Genomic DNA, 15,130 nt, shown 5'->3' on the forward strand with positions numbered 1-15,130 from the left:
TTCTAGCAAAGCGTTTTATTAAGAAACAAAAAAATGTAGGTTGGTGCCAAAGGCCCAACTTTCATTAGTGAGATTGTTGTTGGGCCTATCGGCGCCAACCTACAATTATTTTTACTTCTCGTTATAAAAATAATTTAAATCTAACTCCCTTGCTGCTTTTACGTCATCGAGTCGCCTCACGGGCAAGCTATACGGAGCATCTTTGACAAAAGCACTATCTTTTTCCGCTTCTTCCAAAATTAATTTCATTGCACAAACAAAAGAATCCAGCTCCTCTTTGCACTCTGTTTCAGTTGGTTCTATTAATAAGCATTCAGGAATTAGCAAAGGAAAGTAGGTGGTCGGGGCATGAAAACCATAGTCTAGTAATCGTTTGGCCACATCCATGGCACTAATACCCATTTTTTTCTTTTCTGGATTTAATGTAAGAATAAATTCATGGCTAGCGCGACGTTTTGGATAGGCTGGGGTGAAGCCAACTTTAGTAAGTTCGCTCAATAGATAATTGGCATTTAAGGTGGCAAATTCAGCTACTTTTTGTAAACCTTCCTTCCCTAATATACGAATATAGAAATACGCACGCAATAAAATCCCCGCATTACCCATGAAAGCGGATAAACGTCCAATGCTTTGAGGAAAATCAGGGCTAGTACTCCAGCTATAACCATTTTCATTTTTAACAACGATGGGTTGAGGGAGGAAAGGTAATAACCGTTTCCCAACTGCAACAGGGCCCGATCCAGGTCCGCCCCCGCCGTGGGGAGTGGCAAAAGTCTTATGTAGATTTAAATGAATTACATCAAATCCCATATCACCCGGTCGGACTTTCCCTAAAATAGCATTTAAATTTGCGCCGTCGTAATAAAGGAGCCCCCCAGCTTGATGGACTATTTGGGCAACTTCTTTAATTCGGCGCATAAATAAACCCAGGGTTGAAGGATTTGTTAGCATGATCCCGGCCGTCTGTGGACCTACTTTTTGTCTTAGTTCTTCTAAATCAATATCTCCATCATCGCTGGTGGCAATTTCTACAACTTTATACCCGCACATAACAGCAGAAGCGGGATTGGTTCCATGAGCTGCATCAGGAATTAGTATTTCATTACGGGAACTTTCACCGCGTGACTGATGATAAGCCTTAATCATAGCCACTCCAGCAAATTCCCCCTGGGAACCCGCCATCGGCGTTAAGGAAATACCTGCCATTCCTGTAATTTCAAGAAGATAGTTTTGTAATTCATACAGAGCCTGCAGAAAGCCTTGGCTATACTTATTAGGGCTAAGCGGATGACGATTAATAAATCCTGGGAGCGAAGCGGCTTTATGAACACCTCGCGGATTGTATTTCATAGTACAAGAGCCCAAAGGATAAAAATGTGAATCAATGGCAAAATTTTTTTTCGACAACTGCGTAAAATGTCTCACAACTTGTAATTCTGAACACGCTGGTAATTTAGGTGGGGTTTTACGCAGAAAATTTTCAGGTAGTTTAAACTCTCCCTCTGGGGGTCTCGGAGCTTGCGCACTCGCCTGACGGTCGCTTTGGGATTTTTCAAAAATCAACATAGTTTGCCTTCCATGTTTTGAATAATTTCTTTTAGTTCCTCGCGGTGCTTTACTGGGGAAAACTCAATAATCTGATAGTCGGCTATTTCTGCTAAGTGATAAGGGTCCTTCTGTAATATAGACTCTAAATAGGCTCGATCTTTGGTTATAGCAATGATAATTCCACCTGTACGGGGCTTCATTGGACCTGAAACTAATAACACGCCTTGTTTATAGTAATAATCAAGGAACTCTCTATGAGCCTGTAAATATTTATCGACCTCTTTCAGCGGGGCTTTATAAGTAAGTTGTACAACAAACATTAGCTATCTCCCTCTAACACCTGGCCAAGAACCGTTGCATATTCTGCAATCTCCATAGCATTCCGCATTTCAGTGGCACACACTAACAGACAATTTTTTAGAATTGGATACTGTTTTTCTAGCGCATAACCACCCGCAATACCCGCTTGCATAAGTTTTTCTAATATGTCATCAACAGGCTTGGATAAACGAATCACTGCTTCATGAAAATAAGGATTATTAAAAACCAGTTGCACTCCTTTTATTTTCGTTAGTTGCTCAATTAATTCATGGGTATTTACAAAACATGCATTCGCCACGCTCCTTAATCCTTCAGCCCCTAATAAGCTAAGATGAATAGTAGCTGCCGTAACCAATAAGCCTTGATTGGTACAAATATTTGATGTTGCTTTGCCTCGACGAATATGTTGTTCTCTCGCTTGCAAGGTAAGTGCAAATCCTTCTTTCCCTTCTTTATCTACTGTTCTCCCAATTAATCGCCCGGGCATTTGCCGAACATATTCCATACGCGTACTAAAAAATCCAAAATAAGGCCCCCCTGACGCTAAAGGAGCACCCAGTGGTTGACCTTCACCGCATACGATATCGACACCTTTTTTCCCCCAGCTGCCAGGCGGCTTCAATAAGCCTAAAGAAACTGGATTTACACAAGCGATACTAATTGTATTATTTTGCGAAGCCCAATCAGTCAGCGCATCCACTTCTTCCAGGCAACCAAAAAAATTAGGCTGAGGAATCACAAGAGCAGTAATGTCCTCACCTTTATAGGCATTTAGCGCGCTCAGAGAAGTGACTCCTTTATTTTCGTCAAAACCTAAAGTAATTACTTCAATATGCTGCGTACGAACAATAGTCTCTACTGTTTCTCGATAAAAAGGATGCAGGGTCGCAGGAATTAAAACCCGACTGGTTTTGCTATTACGATTAATACGTACAGCCATTAACACAGCTTCAGCGAGAGCCGTAGCCCCGTCATACATAGAAGCGTTAGCAACTTCCATGCCGGTTAACTCCGCAATCATTGTTTGATATTCATAAAGTAATTGCAACGTACCTTGGCTCGCTTCCGCTTGGTAAGGGGTATACGCCGTTAAAAACTCGCCGCGAGAAGCTATGTCCCAGACTGCCGCGGGAATATGGTGCTCGTAACTTCCTGCCCCTATAAAACATGTCCCATTCTGATTTTTATTTGCTAATCCCGCAGCCAAAGCAAGCATTTCCATTTCATTCATACCCGAGGGGATTTGCTGTAGCCCCTCAAATTGTAAATCAGAGGGTATTTCATCAAACAATGCCTGCAATTCTTTTACTTGAATACTAGCAAGCATTTTTTGAATATCTTCTTTGGTGTGCGGAATATAAGGCATATTAGTTGTCCTCAGCTATCTCTTGCTCGTACTCTTCAGCACTCAATAAATCTTTTACCTCTTCAGGATTATCACTTTTAATTTTAACTAACCATCCCGCACCATAGGGATCACGATTCACTATACCAGGGTCTTCGGTTACCATAGGATTAACTTCTATCACCTCTCCGCTGATTGGAGAATAAAAATCAGAGGCGGCTTTAACTGACTCTACAACCCCAATTTCATCACCCGCGTTGATGCGATCACCCACTCGCGGTAATTCAACAAAAACCATATCTCCCAACAAAGCCTGGGCATGATTGGTAATTCCCATGGTCATATTTTCTTGCTCATCGCGAATCCACTCGTGGGTATTAGTGTATCTTAAACCTTTAGGCTCACTCATTTTTATTATCCTTTTTTAAACAATTGCGGTGCCATTTTTAACAAATCGGGGTTTAACTACTTTAGCGGGGAGTAGTTTATCTCGTATTTCCACACTTACTTGCTCACTAACGTTGACAGGAACTCGCGCAAAAGCGATTGACTTCCCCAAGGTAGGAGAGTAGGTCCCACTGGTAATTATTCCATCCGCTTCTCCGGGAATAATTACTCGCTGGCCGGGTCGCATAACTCCTTTCTCTTCTAAAACCAATCCGACTAATTTGTGACGAGTCCCGTGCTCTTTTTGAAAAAGAAGTGCGCTCATGCCGATAAAATCTCGGTCTTCAGGCTCCCATTTTACGGTCCATCCCAAAGCGGATTCTAACGGAGTAATCGATTCATCCATATCCTGGCCATATAACATAAGGCCTGCTTCTAAACGCAGCGTATCACGCGCTGCCAAACCACAAGGCGGAATGCCCGCTTGTATTAATTTGTCCCACAGTCCTGCCACTTCTTCCTGAGGCACAATGATTTCAAACCCATCTTCCCCGGTATAGCCTGTACGGGCAAAAAACCATCCCTCAACGTCAACACATTCAAAATGGGTTAAAGTAAGTATGGCATCTGCTTGGGCCGGATTTAAAATACTTAATGTTTTTTGAATAGCTTGCGGTCCTTGTACTGCAATCATTGCTAATTCCGTTCTTTCTTGTAAACCCGCAGAAAAACCAACGATTTTGTCTCTTAGCCAAGCCAGAACCCGTTCACGTGTGGCTGAATTTAAAACAAGACGGTAATTATCGGAAGCCCGTTGATAAACGATTAAATCATCAATAATTCCACCATGCTCATTACACATACAGCTATATAAAGCACGCCCCATATGCGTTAACTGATCAACGTCGTTAGTGAGTAACTTACGTAAAAATTGACGACCGCCAGCCCCTAACACATCCACCACGGTCATATGAGAAACATCAAAAATCCCTGAGTCGTTGCGCACTAAATTATGTTCATTCAACTGAGAACCATAATGCAATGGCATCTCCCAACCATGAAAATCGACCATTTTTGCGCCTAAAGCTAGATGCTTGGCGTATAGGGGTGTTTTTGCAGTCATTGCTTCACCATTTATTTACGCACGAGGAATGATTATACCTTGATGATTAAAGCCAGCAATATTTCTTTATAGTTTAGCAAAAAATGCAGACGGCAAGGGGCAATCAATCCCTCTCTTTCCCAATCATCTAGAATCCCGTTTACTTACGGTTTCACATGGATAAACAAAGCCTCCACCTCCTTAGGGAGTGGAAAATTTGGTTGGAACTGTAATTTCTGCTTAAATCATAATAGATGCTTTATTAATAGGATAAAAATGATAACAAAAATCACAGCATGGAGCAGTCTTTTCGATTTCGGTTTCTTACTGCTTCTCTTGCTAATATTTGTTTATTTTTGGCGGGATTTTCGTAAAACACAGGCAGCCAAACTTTGGGTTAAAACTAAAGGAACCGTTGAAAGTTATGAACTAGAAAATGCCGGCCACTCTTTATGGCCAAAGATTGAATATTCTTATGAGGTAGATCATCAAGAGTTTCGAGGACATCAATTTTTCCTTCCTTCAGCGCACAAAGAAATTTATAGCCTTTATGCACGCAAACTAGCTTACCGTATAGGCAAATCATACCAACAAGGAGAAACCATTGACGTTTATTATAATCCCAACGATCCGAGCGAAGCAGTATTAGACATTACCATTTCACATAAACTAAAAATAATTATAATTTTAGTTGCTGCTTTTATTATCCTTCACCTATCTTTAATTTTTCACCACCTGCTCACTTAACGCAGAGGTGAACTACTAAAATATCATCTGGAAAACGTCTTAACTGGCCTTTTTTGTATCGGGAATAGTAGCAGGTGTAGCAGGTTCACTTTCGCCGGCAGGGCACTGACAGGGCGGGCTCACAGTTTTTGACTGCAAGGAAGTTATAGCAAGACCTCTTACCCCTTGGCCACCAGGTGCTATAGCAAAGTTTATAGTGACTTCTAATGTTTGCTTTTGCTCATATTGTGGATTCTTATAAACGACTAACGTCGGCATTATACCTTGCCAATGATTTTTACCCACTTCTTTAACTACAGGAGGCATCAATGCAACTGCACTAACAAAGTACTTATTTTGCTGTACGGCCTCAGGCAATTTAGAATTATTAAACGCGTTGCTATAATTAATCCACCCCTCAGAAGTGAAATATTTAGCAATTTCTTTTTGTTGTGTCAGAAAATTTTGATAATCAAAAGTATACGTGGCAATAATGGCTTCATTCACCCAAACTGACATTTGTACATTAGCTGGCTGCGCTATCGTTGTATAAGACCAAAAAAGGAAAAATAAACCGATTAATCTAGTAAGAACCATTTCTTCACCTATTTTTTTATTTGTATTCTATACCTAAGAAACTCCAAAATGCTATTTTTGATTTGCCGATCCAAGCTTAGTATTTGCGTATAGATAGAGATAAATTTGTATTGTAAATGAAAGATAAACGCTTTTTTTTGCAAATCCGTGGAAAAAAAGTGCTTTTGGCAGGAAGAATATGGTATTTTTCCCCACATTTATAACCTGACAGCGGAGGAGCAAAATGCCGAAAGAGCAATTTTATTTTGCTAATCGTGATGGCGTCAGTCGTTATATTAATCGCTGGGATATTTTACTGATTGTTTTATTTTTTTCTGTCCTTTTCTTCTTAGGGTGGGCGGGAAAACAGATGGCTACTCCCTATGAGTTAGGAAAACCTCTAGCTATCTCTTTAGACCCCAGTCATTTACCTGCATATGCTCTTCGTACTGTTTTGCGTATGTTCATCGCTTTATTTTTTTCACTACTCTTTACTTTTGTCGTAGGAACATTAGCTGCTAAAAATCGCAGGGCAGAACAAATCATTATTCCTGCTATTGATATCTTACAATCAGTTCCTGTACTGAGTTTTCTCGCCATTACGATAACCGGTTTTATCCATTTATTTCCGGGAAGTTTATTAGGTCCTGAATTTGCTTCTATTTTTGTAATTTTTACCGCGCAAGTTTGGAATATTACTTTCGGCTTTTACCAATCACTAAAAATGGTTCCTTATGATTTACGTGAAGCGGCCGCTATGTTCCAGCTATCGGCCTGGCAACGTTTTTGGAAGGTAGAGGTTCCTTTTTCTATGTCCGGGCTTTTATGGAACATGATGATGTCCATGTCAGCAAGTTGGTTTTTTGTGGTTTTGTCTGAAGCCATCGCGGTAGCACATCAAGACATTCGTTTACCAGGAGTAGGTTCTTACATAGCGCTAGCTATTGAGCAACATGATTTACGTGCTGTTCTTTACGCCATTATTACCATGATTATTGTCATTTTCTTATATGATCAAATCCTTTTTAGACCGCTTATCGCCTGGTCTGAAAAATTTAAAATGGAGCAATCTGCAGAACAGGAAGAATACCAATCATGGTTAATTGACTGGGTTCGTGGAAGTAAATTAATGAAACGCTTTAACAAAGGGTTACACCTTTTAAAAGATCGTTTTATCAATGCCAAAATTATGCGTAATTACGGTTTAAGGCCAGCCCGTGAAATTGACTACAAAAAACAAAAACAAATGGATTGGCTATGGAATCTGGTGTTTTTCTCCTTCATCCTCAGTAGCAGCTATTTTTTATTCCGTTTTATTCTTACTGAGCTTAAAGCGGCCGAGTTTTTACGTGTCTTTTATTTAGGAGCGATCACTGGCACGCGGGTTATAGTATTAATTCTTTTAAGTTCAGTTATATGGATTCCTATTGGTGTTTGGATAGGTCAAAAACCAAAACTGACGCAAAGGATTCAACCTATTATTCAATTTGCCGCCGCTTTTCCGGCTAATTTGTTCTATCCTTTATTTGTCATCGCCATCGTGCGGTTTAACTTAAATGTTGAAGTATGGGTAACACCTTTAATGATTTTAGGTACCCAATGGTACATTCTTTTCAATGTAATTGCTGGGGCTTCTACTATCCCTCGCGATTTAAGACTCGCGGCTGCTAATTTTGGTGTTAAAGGTTGGCTATGGTGGAAAAGGGTGGCATTACCCGGCATTTTCCCATTCTACATTACAGGAGCTATCACTGCTGCAGGTGGTGCATGGAATGCCAGTATTGTGGCGGAATGGGTAAGTTGGGGGCAAACCACCCTTCGCGCCACCGGTTTAGGTGAATATATTCAAGCCAGCACTATTGCTGGGGATTTTCCTAAAATTGCATTAGGTACGGGGATGATGTGTCTTTACGTATTATTATTTAACCATGTTATATGGCGGCCCCTTTATCGTTTAGCACAAGAGCGTTTTAGTGCTTATTGACTTTATATCTTGGATTTAGTCATGTCAGAAACAATCATTACAATTGAACATTTAAGTAAAGCCTATAAAAAAGCCAGCACGCAAAATCTTTTGGTTTTAGATGATGTCAACTTCGAACTAAAAGAAGGTGAAATTGTGGCTTTATTAGGTAAATCGGGATCGGGTAAATCCACGTTACTCCGCATTATTGCAGGGCTTATGTCACCTACCAGTGGTAGTGTAACGTACCGGGGTAAAATAGTTAATCAACCCGTTCCGGGCATCGCTATGGTTTTTCAATCCTTTGCCCTGATGCCTTGGCTGACTGTATTAGAAAATGTAGAGTTAGGATTGGAGGCCTTGGGTATTAACCGTGTTGAGAGACGCCAGCGCGCTATTGAAGCCATCGATATTATTGGCTTAGACGGATTTGAATCTGCTTTTCCTAAAGAGTTATCCGGGGGAATGCGACAGCGGGTGGGTTTTGCGCGTGCTTTAGTAATTAATCCCGACGTTTTATTAATGGATGAGCCTTTCTCGGCTTTAGACGTTTTAACCGCAGAAAACTTAAAATCGGATTTATTAGAGTTGTGGCAAGAAAAGAAAACGAATACGAATGGTATTTTATTAGTAACCCATAATATTGAAGAAGCAGCAATGCTAGCGGATCGCATTGTTATATTAGGCAGCGACCCTGGCTATATCCGCGCAGATTTACCCGTTACTTTGCCCCAACCAAGAAATGCAGAAGCGCCGGAATTTAGAAACCTCGTAGATCGTATTTATACTTTAATGACCACCGGACCACGTGAAAAGGCACGCCATCAGCGTCAACGTCAAATTGATTTAGGATATCGCTTACCTGATGTAGAACCTTCCGAGCTTTCTGGCTTAATTGAGACCATGATTTCTTTCGAAGAGCGAATTGATTTACCTGAGCTAGCCGACGAGCTCATGATGAATGTGGATGATTTATTCCCCATTTTGGAAACGCTTGAAATCCTTGGTTTTGCGAAAGTCTTAAATGGTGATATCCATCTTACCGAATTAGGTAAACAATTTTCTGAGGCGGATCTTCAAGAACGCAAACGCTTATTCGCAAGAAGCTTATTACAAAAAGTTCCTCTTGCAAGATATATTCGAAGAGTACTGGATGAGAAAGGTGGGCATCGTGTTTCTGAAGAAAGATTTTTAAGTAAATTAGAGGATTACTTAAGTGAAAAAGAAGCGGAGCGCGTATTGCGAACCATGATTGACTGGGGCCGTTATGCTGAATTATTCGCTTATGACTTTAATACCGGGTATTTAAGTTTGGAGAACCCGGGGCAGTATTAAAATTGGGCTCTACGCATTCGGATTGCTTCTAACTTTGCTTGCAATCAGAAAATCACTTCAATGAATACGGTTAGAGAGACGTCCCGGTTGCAAATAACCGGGCTACGGGCATCTTTTAAAATTGTAATGACAAAAATTATCATCCGGCTGCTTTCTCTTCACTAGCTGATTTATTTAATAAATACTCAGCAATAGCAAATAAACGTTCTTCCGTTTTTGCCATTTGTAAATCTGTTTTATATTGATTATTAATAACGAGTGCAGGAACAGCGCTTACTTGATACTCTGCCATTCTCCGCTTGCTGTTTTCAAGCTCTATATCAATGCTGGGAGAGTGTTGAAAAGCGCTTTGCGCAGTAGCCGCGTCTACTCCGTGCTTAACAAAAAAATCAATCATTGCTTGTGAAGTATTTAGCGGTTTCCTCTCCGTGAGGATAGCTTTAAATAAAGCAGGGGTAAGTTGTGAGCTTATCGTTAAAGCCTCTGCGGTATAGTAAGCCTTAGCATAAATTTCCCAATCTTTATTAAAAACAACAGGAACGCGGTTATAGGAAATTTTATTGCCTTGTTCTGCTACCCATTTATTTAACGAAGGCTCTAGTTTATAGCACCAAGGACATCCATAACTGAAAAATTCGGTAATAACAATTTTTTTGTTATCTATTTTTTCGTTGGTTTTTAAAACGATATAATCTTTGCCTGGAACAAAATCTTCAGCCAACGTCATGCTTGAGAACAGAACGAGAAAAATTGAAATTACATATTTAAACATTACTCACCTTTAAAATTAAATTAATGTAAACCAGCCATATAATTTGCAACTGCTTCCATATCTTTTTGATCCATATTTGCACTGATATCCTGCATGATAGCGTTAAAATCGTTACTCCGTTTCCCTTCTTTGAACAGCTGAAGCTGCTGCGTAGTATACACTGGTTGTTGGCCAGATAATACCGGAAAGCCTGCTTGTGCATTTCCAGTACCTTTAGGTCCATGGCACGCAATACAAGCCGTAATTTTTTTATCAAAGTCGCCGCCGCGATAAAGTTCCTGGCCCCGTTGTAAAAACTCTTTAGGGGTAGCGCCCTCCGGCAAAGGTAATCCTGCATAATAACTTGCTAAATCCTCCATGTCTTGCTCTGTTAAAGGAGCTACAACAGGAGCCATTATCGGAGAGTTTCGCGTTTTTCCTTCTTTATAATCTTTTAATTGCTTTAGCAAATAAGAATAATGCTGGCCAGCTAAACTTGGCCACTGCGGATTCGAGCTTATTCCTTTTTCACCATGACAAGCCACACATACCGTAGACTTCTGTTCCCCGGCTTTAGAGTTACCCACTGCATAAGAAAATGAGCTACATAATAGCAGAAGCAATAAAATCCAATTTTTCATTATCGTCTCGCAGTTCTAAACTGGTTTAATGGTACACTACTCTGCATCAAAATTCTAAAGCGAATAGTATATGTTAGCGAATCCTTATTCACGTGCAAATTTTTTAAAAAGCGCGGCACGCGTAGAACAACTACCCCCCGATACAGGAGTTGAAATTGCTTTTGCAGGGCGTTCCAATGCCGGCAAATCCAGCGCGCTAAATTGCTTAACCGGGCGGCAATTAGCCCGTACCAGTAAAACACCGGGACGCACCCAACTCATTAATGTCTTTACTCTAGAAAACCCAGACCATCGGCTCATTGATTTACCCGGGTATGGTTATGCAAAAGTCTCTTTAGAAATAAAACAAAAATGGCAAGAAAATTTATCAAACTATCTGGAAGTCAGAGAGAGCCTGCGCGGGCTGGTATTATTAATGGATATCCGTCATCCTTTAAAAGACCTTGATAAGACCATGTTGCATTGGTGTGTCGCAAGACAGCTGCCCGTTCACGTATTGTTGACTAAAGCAGACAAAATTAGCAGGGGACAAGCGCAAAATACCGTCCTGCAAGTCAAAAAAATGTACCCTCTCAGTGAAGAGTTCTTTAGCGTACAACCATTTTCTTCACTGAAAAAACAAGGGATAGAGGATTTAATTCTGGTTTTAAATAACTGGTTTATGGAGAACCCAAGCTAATCTCATCAGGTATATCATTAAGTTTGACAGTCTCCGGCAAAGTTCTAGCTCTAGGCCGTCTAAAAACAACTGGAGCCTGTGTTAGACTGTACGATAAAGGGGCGCCTTCTGGTTTTTTTTGGCCAGCAGCCAAAATTTTTCGTGCCTCTTCACGAGCTTCATGCTTCAGAGCCAGATGTGGCGAAAAAAACAGCGAAGTTCCACTGATACGATCACCTAATTCCAAATTTGTATCACTAGCGGGTTTTTGCGGAAAAGCTACCGGAGCACTTGATACATGTAGACTTGGCTCTTCATATCCTTCGTTTGAATCCTCCTCTTCATCTCCCCTACCTTCCTTCACATCCTGGGCTGCCGTAGGTTCGGCATTGCTTGGGCTATCCTGAACCAGCTCTTCATCAAACATAAACATACGGTCATCCGTATCGCTATTTTCTGATTGTTCTATTTTTTCTTTTGCCATATGTTATATCTCCATGAAGTCACTTCATTGAAAATATCTTAAATTTCGTCTTGCTGTCAATTAAATATGCACATTGACTGAGGGGAAGGAACGAAGAGAGCTTAGTTGTTTATCTTTATACTCTCAATAATTGCCGAGAAATCTTTATTCTCATAGCCTTTCTCATGGAAATCACTATAGATAGCAGTAGCATGTTTACCCAGCTCAGTGGAAACACCCACATTTTTTGCACAATTCTGACTTAAATTTAAATCTTTTAGCATCATGGCGACAGTAAACCCGGGTTCATATTGATTATTTGCCGGGACATTTTCAAGAATATTAGCAACAGGCACATATTTATTCATGACCCAGCAATTACCAGAAGAATTAGTAACTACTTCATGTAATTTTTTGGCCGACAATCCTAATTGCTCAGCCAATATAAACGCTTCAGAGACGGCAATCATGGTGACACCGAGAATCATGTTATTACAGATTTTTGCAGCCTGTCCGCTTCCCGCTTCGCCTGTGTGAATAATATTTTTTCCCATACAACTGAGTATGGGTTTGGCCTCGGCAAAAGCTTTTTCCTGCCCTCCCACCATAAAAGTTAAAGTGGCCGCGGCGGCTCCTGCTACTCCGCCGGAAACCGGAGCATCTACCACAAACAAATGGGCATTCGTTGCTGCTTTATGTACTTCACGCGAAGCATCCACATCAATGGAAGAACAATCAATATATAAAGTTTGTGGCTTTGCATATTGGAATAAGCCTTGCTCGCCCAAACAGACTTTTTTTACTTGATCGCCTGTTTGCAGCATAGTAATTAAAACGGTTTGATTTGCTCCTAACTCTTCCAATGAGGAAGCTGCAATTCCGCCAGCGCTTACAAAGTCTCCAAGCGCTTGTGGCTGCAGATCAAATCCTGTCACTGTATGGCCTGCTTTAATTAAATTAGTTGCCATGGGAAGTCCCATATGACCTAATCCAACAAATCCTATGCTTGCCATAAAAAACTCCTTACGTTCTATTAAGTGTGAATCGGCATATTGAATGCGCTTTCATTTAACTCAGTAACAGGCCAACGACTAGTGATGGTTTTTCTGCGGGTATAAAAATGAATACTCTCTGTGCCATGCATGTTGGCATCGCCAAAAGAAGAATGTTTCCATCCTCCAAATGGATGGCTAGCAATAGGAACGGGTATAGGAACATTTATTCCTACCATCCCTACTTGCACCCGTTGGCTGTATTCCCTAGCGATATAACCATCGCGCGTAAAAATTGCAGTGCCATTTCCGTATTGATTGCGATTTACCAGAGAAAGCGCTTGGTCAAAATTATGTACGCGCACCATGGAAAGTACCGGGCCAAAAATTTCATTTTGATAAACGGACATCCGTTCGTTAACCCGATCAAATAGGGTAGGGCCTAAAAAATAACCAGAAGGATGCTTAGGATGGGTAAAATTTCGCCCATCAACGAGTATTTTTGCCCCTTCAGCAATCCCGTGTTCAATCGCGCCAAGAACACGTTGTCTATGAGCGCTGCTGATTAACGGCCCCATATCGCAAGTTTCCTCCTCTCCTGCATTAACTTGGATTTTATTTATCAAGGGAACCAAGGCTTGCGTTAATTTTTCTGCTGTAGTATCTCCGACTGCAACTACTACAGAGATAGCCATACACCGTTCACCGGCAGACCCGTATGCCGCACCTACAATGGCTTTGGCCGCCTGTTCAATATCCGCATCAGGCATAACCACACAATGATTTTTAGCCCCGCCAAAAGTATGCGCTCTCTTCCCTGCCGCTGTGGCTGTTTTATAAATATGCTCGGCTACTGGAGTAGAAGCCACCGCCGTTACGGCAACGATATCGGGGTGGGTAAGTAACATATCCACTACTTCTCTTCCTCCCTGAAGACAATTTACCACCCCTGCAGGCAATCCTGCGTCATATAATAACTCTATTAGTCGAACAGGGGCTGAAGGATCTTGCTCGGAAGGCTTCAGAATAAAAGTATTACCGCAAGCAATCGCAGGAACCATCATCCACACAGGCACCATCACTGGAAAATTAAAGGGTGATACGCCACAACAAATACCAATTGGTTGACGCATGGTCATCGTGTCTATTTGATTTGAAACATTGAAGGAAAAACTACCTTGTAATTGAGTAACCAATCCACAGTGAAACTCCACCACCTCAATAGCCCGGGCAACTGAGCCTTTTGCATCCTCGATACTTTTACCATGCTCACGTGTGACTATTCGGGCTAATTCATTTTGATTCTTTTCTAATAAATCCCTGAACTTGAATAAGATGCGCGCTCTCTTAATGGGCGTAGTTTCACCCCATTCATAACTTGCTTTTTTGGCACTATTAACCGCTTGATTGCAAATCTCTCTATTAGCGAAATATACTTGACCGATAACTTCCCCTACAGCGGGATTATATATCTCCTTGCTTTCGGGGGTTGCCTCTTCGAATTTTTTCCCATCGATAAAATGTGGAACTGTATAGACCATTTTCTAACTCCATTTAAATTGGTTTATTTAGGTTTATAGATTTAGAACATACTCCAAACCGTAACAAAGAGACTTTAATTGCGTCACCTGTTGGCAGGCTAAAACCACTCCGGGCATAAACGAGCTGCGATCAATGCTCGTGTGTTTTAGGGTCAATGTTTCCCCCACACTACCAAAAATTACCTGCTGCTCTGCTAAAACTCCAGGCAAACGTAACGAGTGAATATTAATTTCTTGATGCATTCCTCCTCGCACGCCGGGGATTACTTCTTTAATTTCCAATTTATTTTTTAGGTCTTTTCTTCCTGCAGCAATCATTTCTGCAGTCTTAATGGCAGTACCGGATGGGGCATCTTGTTTTTGCTGATGATGCGCTTCGATTATCTCTACTTCCGGTAAAAATTGGGCTGCTAATTTGGCAAAATGCATCATAAGCACAGCAGCTATTGAAAAATTAGGAACAATAATACCTCCTAATTTTTTTTCATCACAAATACTTTTTAAATGATTCACCTGGTCCGGCAGTAACCCACTAGTACCAATAACCGGGCTAACACCTGCGTTTACAACTGTAAGCGCATTTTCATAGGCACAGTCTGCTCGAGTTAAATCAAGCACAATATCGGGAAGAGTTTTTTGAATACATTGCAATAAGTTATCCTTACTACCAGTTTCTGCAACAATTTCAAAATCAGCATTTTTTTTGAGGGTCTCACAAGCTAAAGAACCCATTTTTCCATACGAGCCATTTACAATAATTTTTTTTTTCATAGACTCAACT

At 40.9% G+C, this 15,130-nt stretch carries 16 protein-coding genes; 4 read left to right on the top strand and 12 right to left on the bottom strand.

The genetic code is table 11. From position 1 onward, the window contains the following. Positions 1-111: 111 nt before the first annotated feature. The 5 genes from gcvPB to gcvT are packed head-to-tail and all read right to left on the bottom strand — an operon-like array spanning position 112 to position 4,724. Complete coding sequence (gcvPB, locus tag EL206_RS08920) at positions 112-1,566, bottom strand: aminomethyl-transferring glycine dehydrogenase subunit GcvPB (RefSeq protein ID WP_058463015.1); 1,455 nt, start codon at positions 1,564-1,566, stop codon at positions 112-114. After that, positions 1,560-1,868: a YciI family protein gene (locus EL206_RS08925; protein WP_058463016.1), complete on the bottom strand. Its 309-nt coding sequence runs from the start codon at positions 1,866-1,868 to the stop codon at positions 1,560-1,562. Before EL206_RS08925 ends, gcvPB begins: the two co-directional genes overlap by 7 nt. Beyond that, positions 1,868-3,235 carry an aminomethyl-transferring glycine dehydrogenase subunit GcvPA gene (gene gcvPA / locus EL206_RS08930; protein WP_058463017.1) on the bottom strand — a complete coding sequence of 456 codons (1,368 nt, stop codon included), beginning with the start codon at positions 3,233-3,235 and terminating at the stop codon, positions 1,868-1,870. Before gcvPA ends, EL206_RS08925 begins: the two co-directional genes overlap by 1 nt. 1 nt (position 3,236) lies before the next feature. Further along, the gene (gene gcvH / locus EL206_RS08935) at positions 3,237-3,623 is read right to left on the bottom strand and encodes a glycine cleavage system protein GcvH (RefSeq protein ID WP_058463018.1); all 387 of its coding nucleotides are present in this window, start codon (positions 3,621-3,623) and stop codon (positions 3,237-3,239) included. 15 nt (positions 3,624-3,638) lie between these two features. Next, the gene (gcvT, locus tag EL206_RS08940) at positions 3,639-4,724 is read right to left on the bottom strand and encodes a glycine cleavage system aminomethyltransferase GcvT (RefSeq protein WP_058463019.1); all 1,086 of its coding nucleotides are present in this window, start codon (positions 4,722-4,724) and stop codon (positions 3,639-3,641) included. Between the two features lie 255 nt (positions 4,725-4,979). Here gcvT and EL206_RS08945 point away from each other — a divergent pair, with 255 nt between their 5' ends. Then, positions 4,980-5,450: a DUF3592 domain-containing protein gene (locus EL206_RS08945; RefSeq protein WP_058463020.1), complete on the top strand. Its 471-nt coding sequence runs from the start codon at positions 4,980-4,982 to the stop codon at positions 5,448-5,450. 39 nt (positions 5,451-5,489) lie between these two features. On the opposite strand, the gene EL206_RS08950 is transcribed toward EL206_RS08945, so the two are convergent. Then, positions 5,490-6,026, bottom strand: coding sequence for a DotI/IcmL family type IV secretion protein (locus EL206_RS08950; RefSeq protein ID WP_058463021.1), 537 nt, complete (start codon positions 6,024-6,026; stop codon positions 5,490-5,492). A gap of 223 nt (positions 6,027-6,249) precedes the next feature. On the opposite strand from EL206_RS08950, the gene EL206_RS08955 reads away from it, so the two are divergent. Together EL206_RS08955 and EL206_RS08960 are read left to right on the top strand one after the other, a co-directional pair. Then, entirely contained in the window at positions 6,250-7,989 is a 1,740-nt protein-coding gene (locus EL206_RS08955) for an ABC transporter permease (RefSeq protein WP_058463022.1), read from the top strand. A 21-nt stretch (positions 7,990-8,010) separates the two neighbouring features. Beyond that, positions 8,011-9,303, top strand: a complete 1,293-nt coding sequence (locus EL206_RS08960; RefSeq protein ID WP_058463023.1) for an ABC transporter ATP-binding protein — start codon at positions 8,011-8,013, stop codon at positions 9,301-9,303. Between the two features lie 139 nt (positions 9,304-9,442). On the opposite strand, the gene EL206_RS08965 is transcribed toward EL206_RS08960, so the two are convergent. Then, positions 9,443-10,075: a thiol:disulfide interchange protein DsbA/DsbL gene (locus EL206_RS08965; protein ID WP_058463024.1), complete on the bottom strand. Its 633-nt coding sequence runs from the start codon at positions 10,073-10,075 to the stop codon at positions 9,443-9,445. Positions 10,076-10,095: 20 nt separating this feature from the next. Then, the gene (locus EL206_RS08970; protein WP_058463025.1) at positions 10,096-10,695 is read right to left on the bottom strand and encodes a c-type cytochrome; all 600 of its coding nucleotides are present in this window, start codon (positions 10,693-10,695) and stop codon (positions 10,096-10,098) included. Positions 10,696-10,765: 70 nt separating this feature from the next. Between EL206_RS08970 and yihA the strand changes: the two genes are divergently transcribed. Next, positions 10,766-11,374 (top strand): ribosome biogenesis GTP-binding protein YihA/YsxC, encoded by a 609-nt coding sequence (gene yihA / locus EL206_RS08975; RefSeq protein ID WP_058463026.1) that lies wholly within the window; start codon positions 10,766-10,768, stop codon positions 11,372-11,374. Here the strand turns inward: yihA and EL206_RS08980 are convergent. The 4 genes from EL206_RS08980 to dapB all read right to left on the bottom strand — a co-directional run bounded on the left by EL206_RS08980 (position 11,355) and on the right by dapB (position 15,120). Further along, complete coding sequence (locus tag EL206_RS08980; RefSeq protein ID WP_058463027.1) at positions 11,355-11,837, bottom strand: hypothetical protein; 483 nt, start codon at positions 11,835-11,837, stop codon at positions 11,355-11,357. The two genes, yihA and EL206_RS08980, sit on opposite strands and share 20 nt — an antisense overlap. 101 nt (positions 11,838-11,938) lie before the next feature. Beyond that, a complete protein-coding gene (mmsB, locus tag EL206_RS08985; RefSeq protein WP_058463028.1) occupies positions 11,939-12,829 on the bottom strand; it encodes a 3-hydroxyisobutyrate dehydrogenase in 891 nt (296 codons plus the stop codon). 20 nt (positions 12,830-12,849) lie between these two features. Further along, positions 12,850-14,349 (bottom strand): CoA-acylating methylmalonate-semialdehyde dehydrogenase, encoded by a 1,500-nt coding sequence (locus EL206_RS08990; protein WP_058463029.1) that lies wholly within the window; start codon positions 14,347-14,349, stop codon positions 12,850-12,852. A 33-nt stretch (positions 14,350-14,382) separates the two neighbouring features. Beyond that, on the bottom strand, positions 14,383-15,120 hold the full coding sequence (gene dapB / locus EL206_RS08995) for a 4-hydroxy-tetrahydrodipicolinate reductase (protein ID WP_058463030.1): 738 nt from the start codon (positions 15,118-15,120) through the stop codon (positions 14,383-14,385). Positions 15,121-15,130: the final 10 nt, after the last annotated feature.

Origin of the sequence: Legionella adelaidensis (assembly GCF_900637865.1) — a bacterium.
In the GTDB taxonomy this organism is placed as follows: Bacteria; Pseudomonadota; Gammaproteobacteria; order Legionellales; family Legionellaceae; genus Legionella_A; species Legionella_A adelaidensis.

Coding starts and splice junctions, on each gene's coding strand:
- gcvT (WP_058463019.1), bottom strand. CDS start 4,724: ATGACTGCAAAAACACCCCTATACGCCAAGCATCTAGCTTTAGGCGCA.
- EL206_RS08955 (WP_058463022.1), top strand. CDS start 6,250: ATGCCGAAAGAGCAATTTTATTTTGCTAATCGTGATGGCGTCAGTCGT.
- mmsB (WP_058463028.1), bottom strand. CDS start 12,829: ATGGCAAGCATAGGATTTGTTGGATTAGGTCATATGGGACTTCCCATG.
- EL206_RS08950 (WP_058463021.1), bottom strand. CDS start 6,026: ATGGTTCTTACTAGATTAATCGGTTTATTTTTCCTTTTTTGGTCTTAT.
- gcvH (WP_058463018.1), bottom strand. CDS start 3,623: ATGAGTGAGCCTAAAGGTTTAAGATACACTAATACCCACGAGTGGATT.
- EL206_RS08980 (WP_058463027.1), bottom strand. CDS start 11,837: ATGGCAAAAGAAAAAATAGAACAATCAGAAAATAGCGATACGGATGAC.
- EL206_RS08925 (WP_058463016.1), bottom strand. CDS start 1,868: ATGTTTGTTGTACAACTTACTTATAAAGCCCCGCTGAAAGAGGTCGAT.
- gcvPB (WP_058463015.1), bottom strand. CDS start 1,566: ATGTTGATTTTTGAAAAATCCCAAAGCGACCGTCAGGCGAGTGCGCAA.
- dapB (WP_058463030.1), bottom strand. CDS start 15,120: ATGAAAAAAAAAATTATTGTAAATGGCTCGTATGGAAAAATGGGTTCT.
- EL206_RS08970 (WP_058463025.1), bottom strand. CDS start 10,695: ATGAAAAATTGGATTTTATTGCTTCTGCTATTATGTAGCTCATTTTCT.
- EL206_RS08960 (WP_058463023.1), top strand. CDS start 8,011: ATGTCAGAAACAATCATTACAATTGAACATTTAAGTAAAGCCTATAAA.
- yihA (WP_058463026.1), top strand. CDS start 10,766: ATGTTAGCGAATCCTTATTCACGTGCAAATTTTTTAAAAAGCGCGGCA.
- EL206_RS08990 (WP_058463029.1), bottom strand. CDS start 14,349: ATGGTCTATACAGTTCCACATTTTATCGATGGGAAAAAATTCGAAGAG.
- gcvPA (WP_058463017.1), bottom strand. CDS start 3,235: ATGCCTTATATTCCGCACACCAAAGAAGATATTCAAAAAATGCTTGCT.
- EL206_RS08945 (WP_058463020.1), top strand. CDS start 4,980: ATGATAACAAAAATCACAGCATGGAGCAGTCTTTTCGATTTCGGTTTC.
- EL206_RS08965 (WP_058463024.1), bottom strand. CDS start 10,075: ATGTTTAAATATGTAATTTCAATTTTTCTCGTTCTGTTCTCAAGCATG.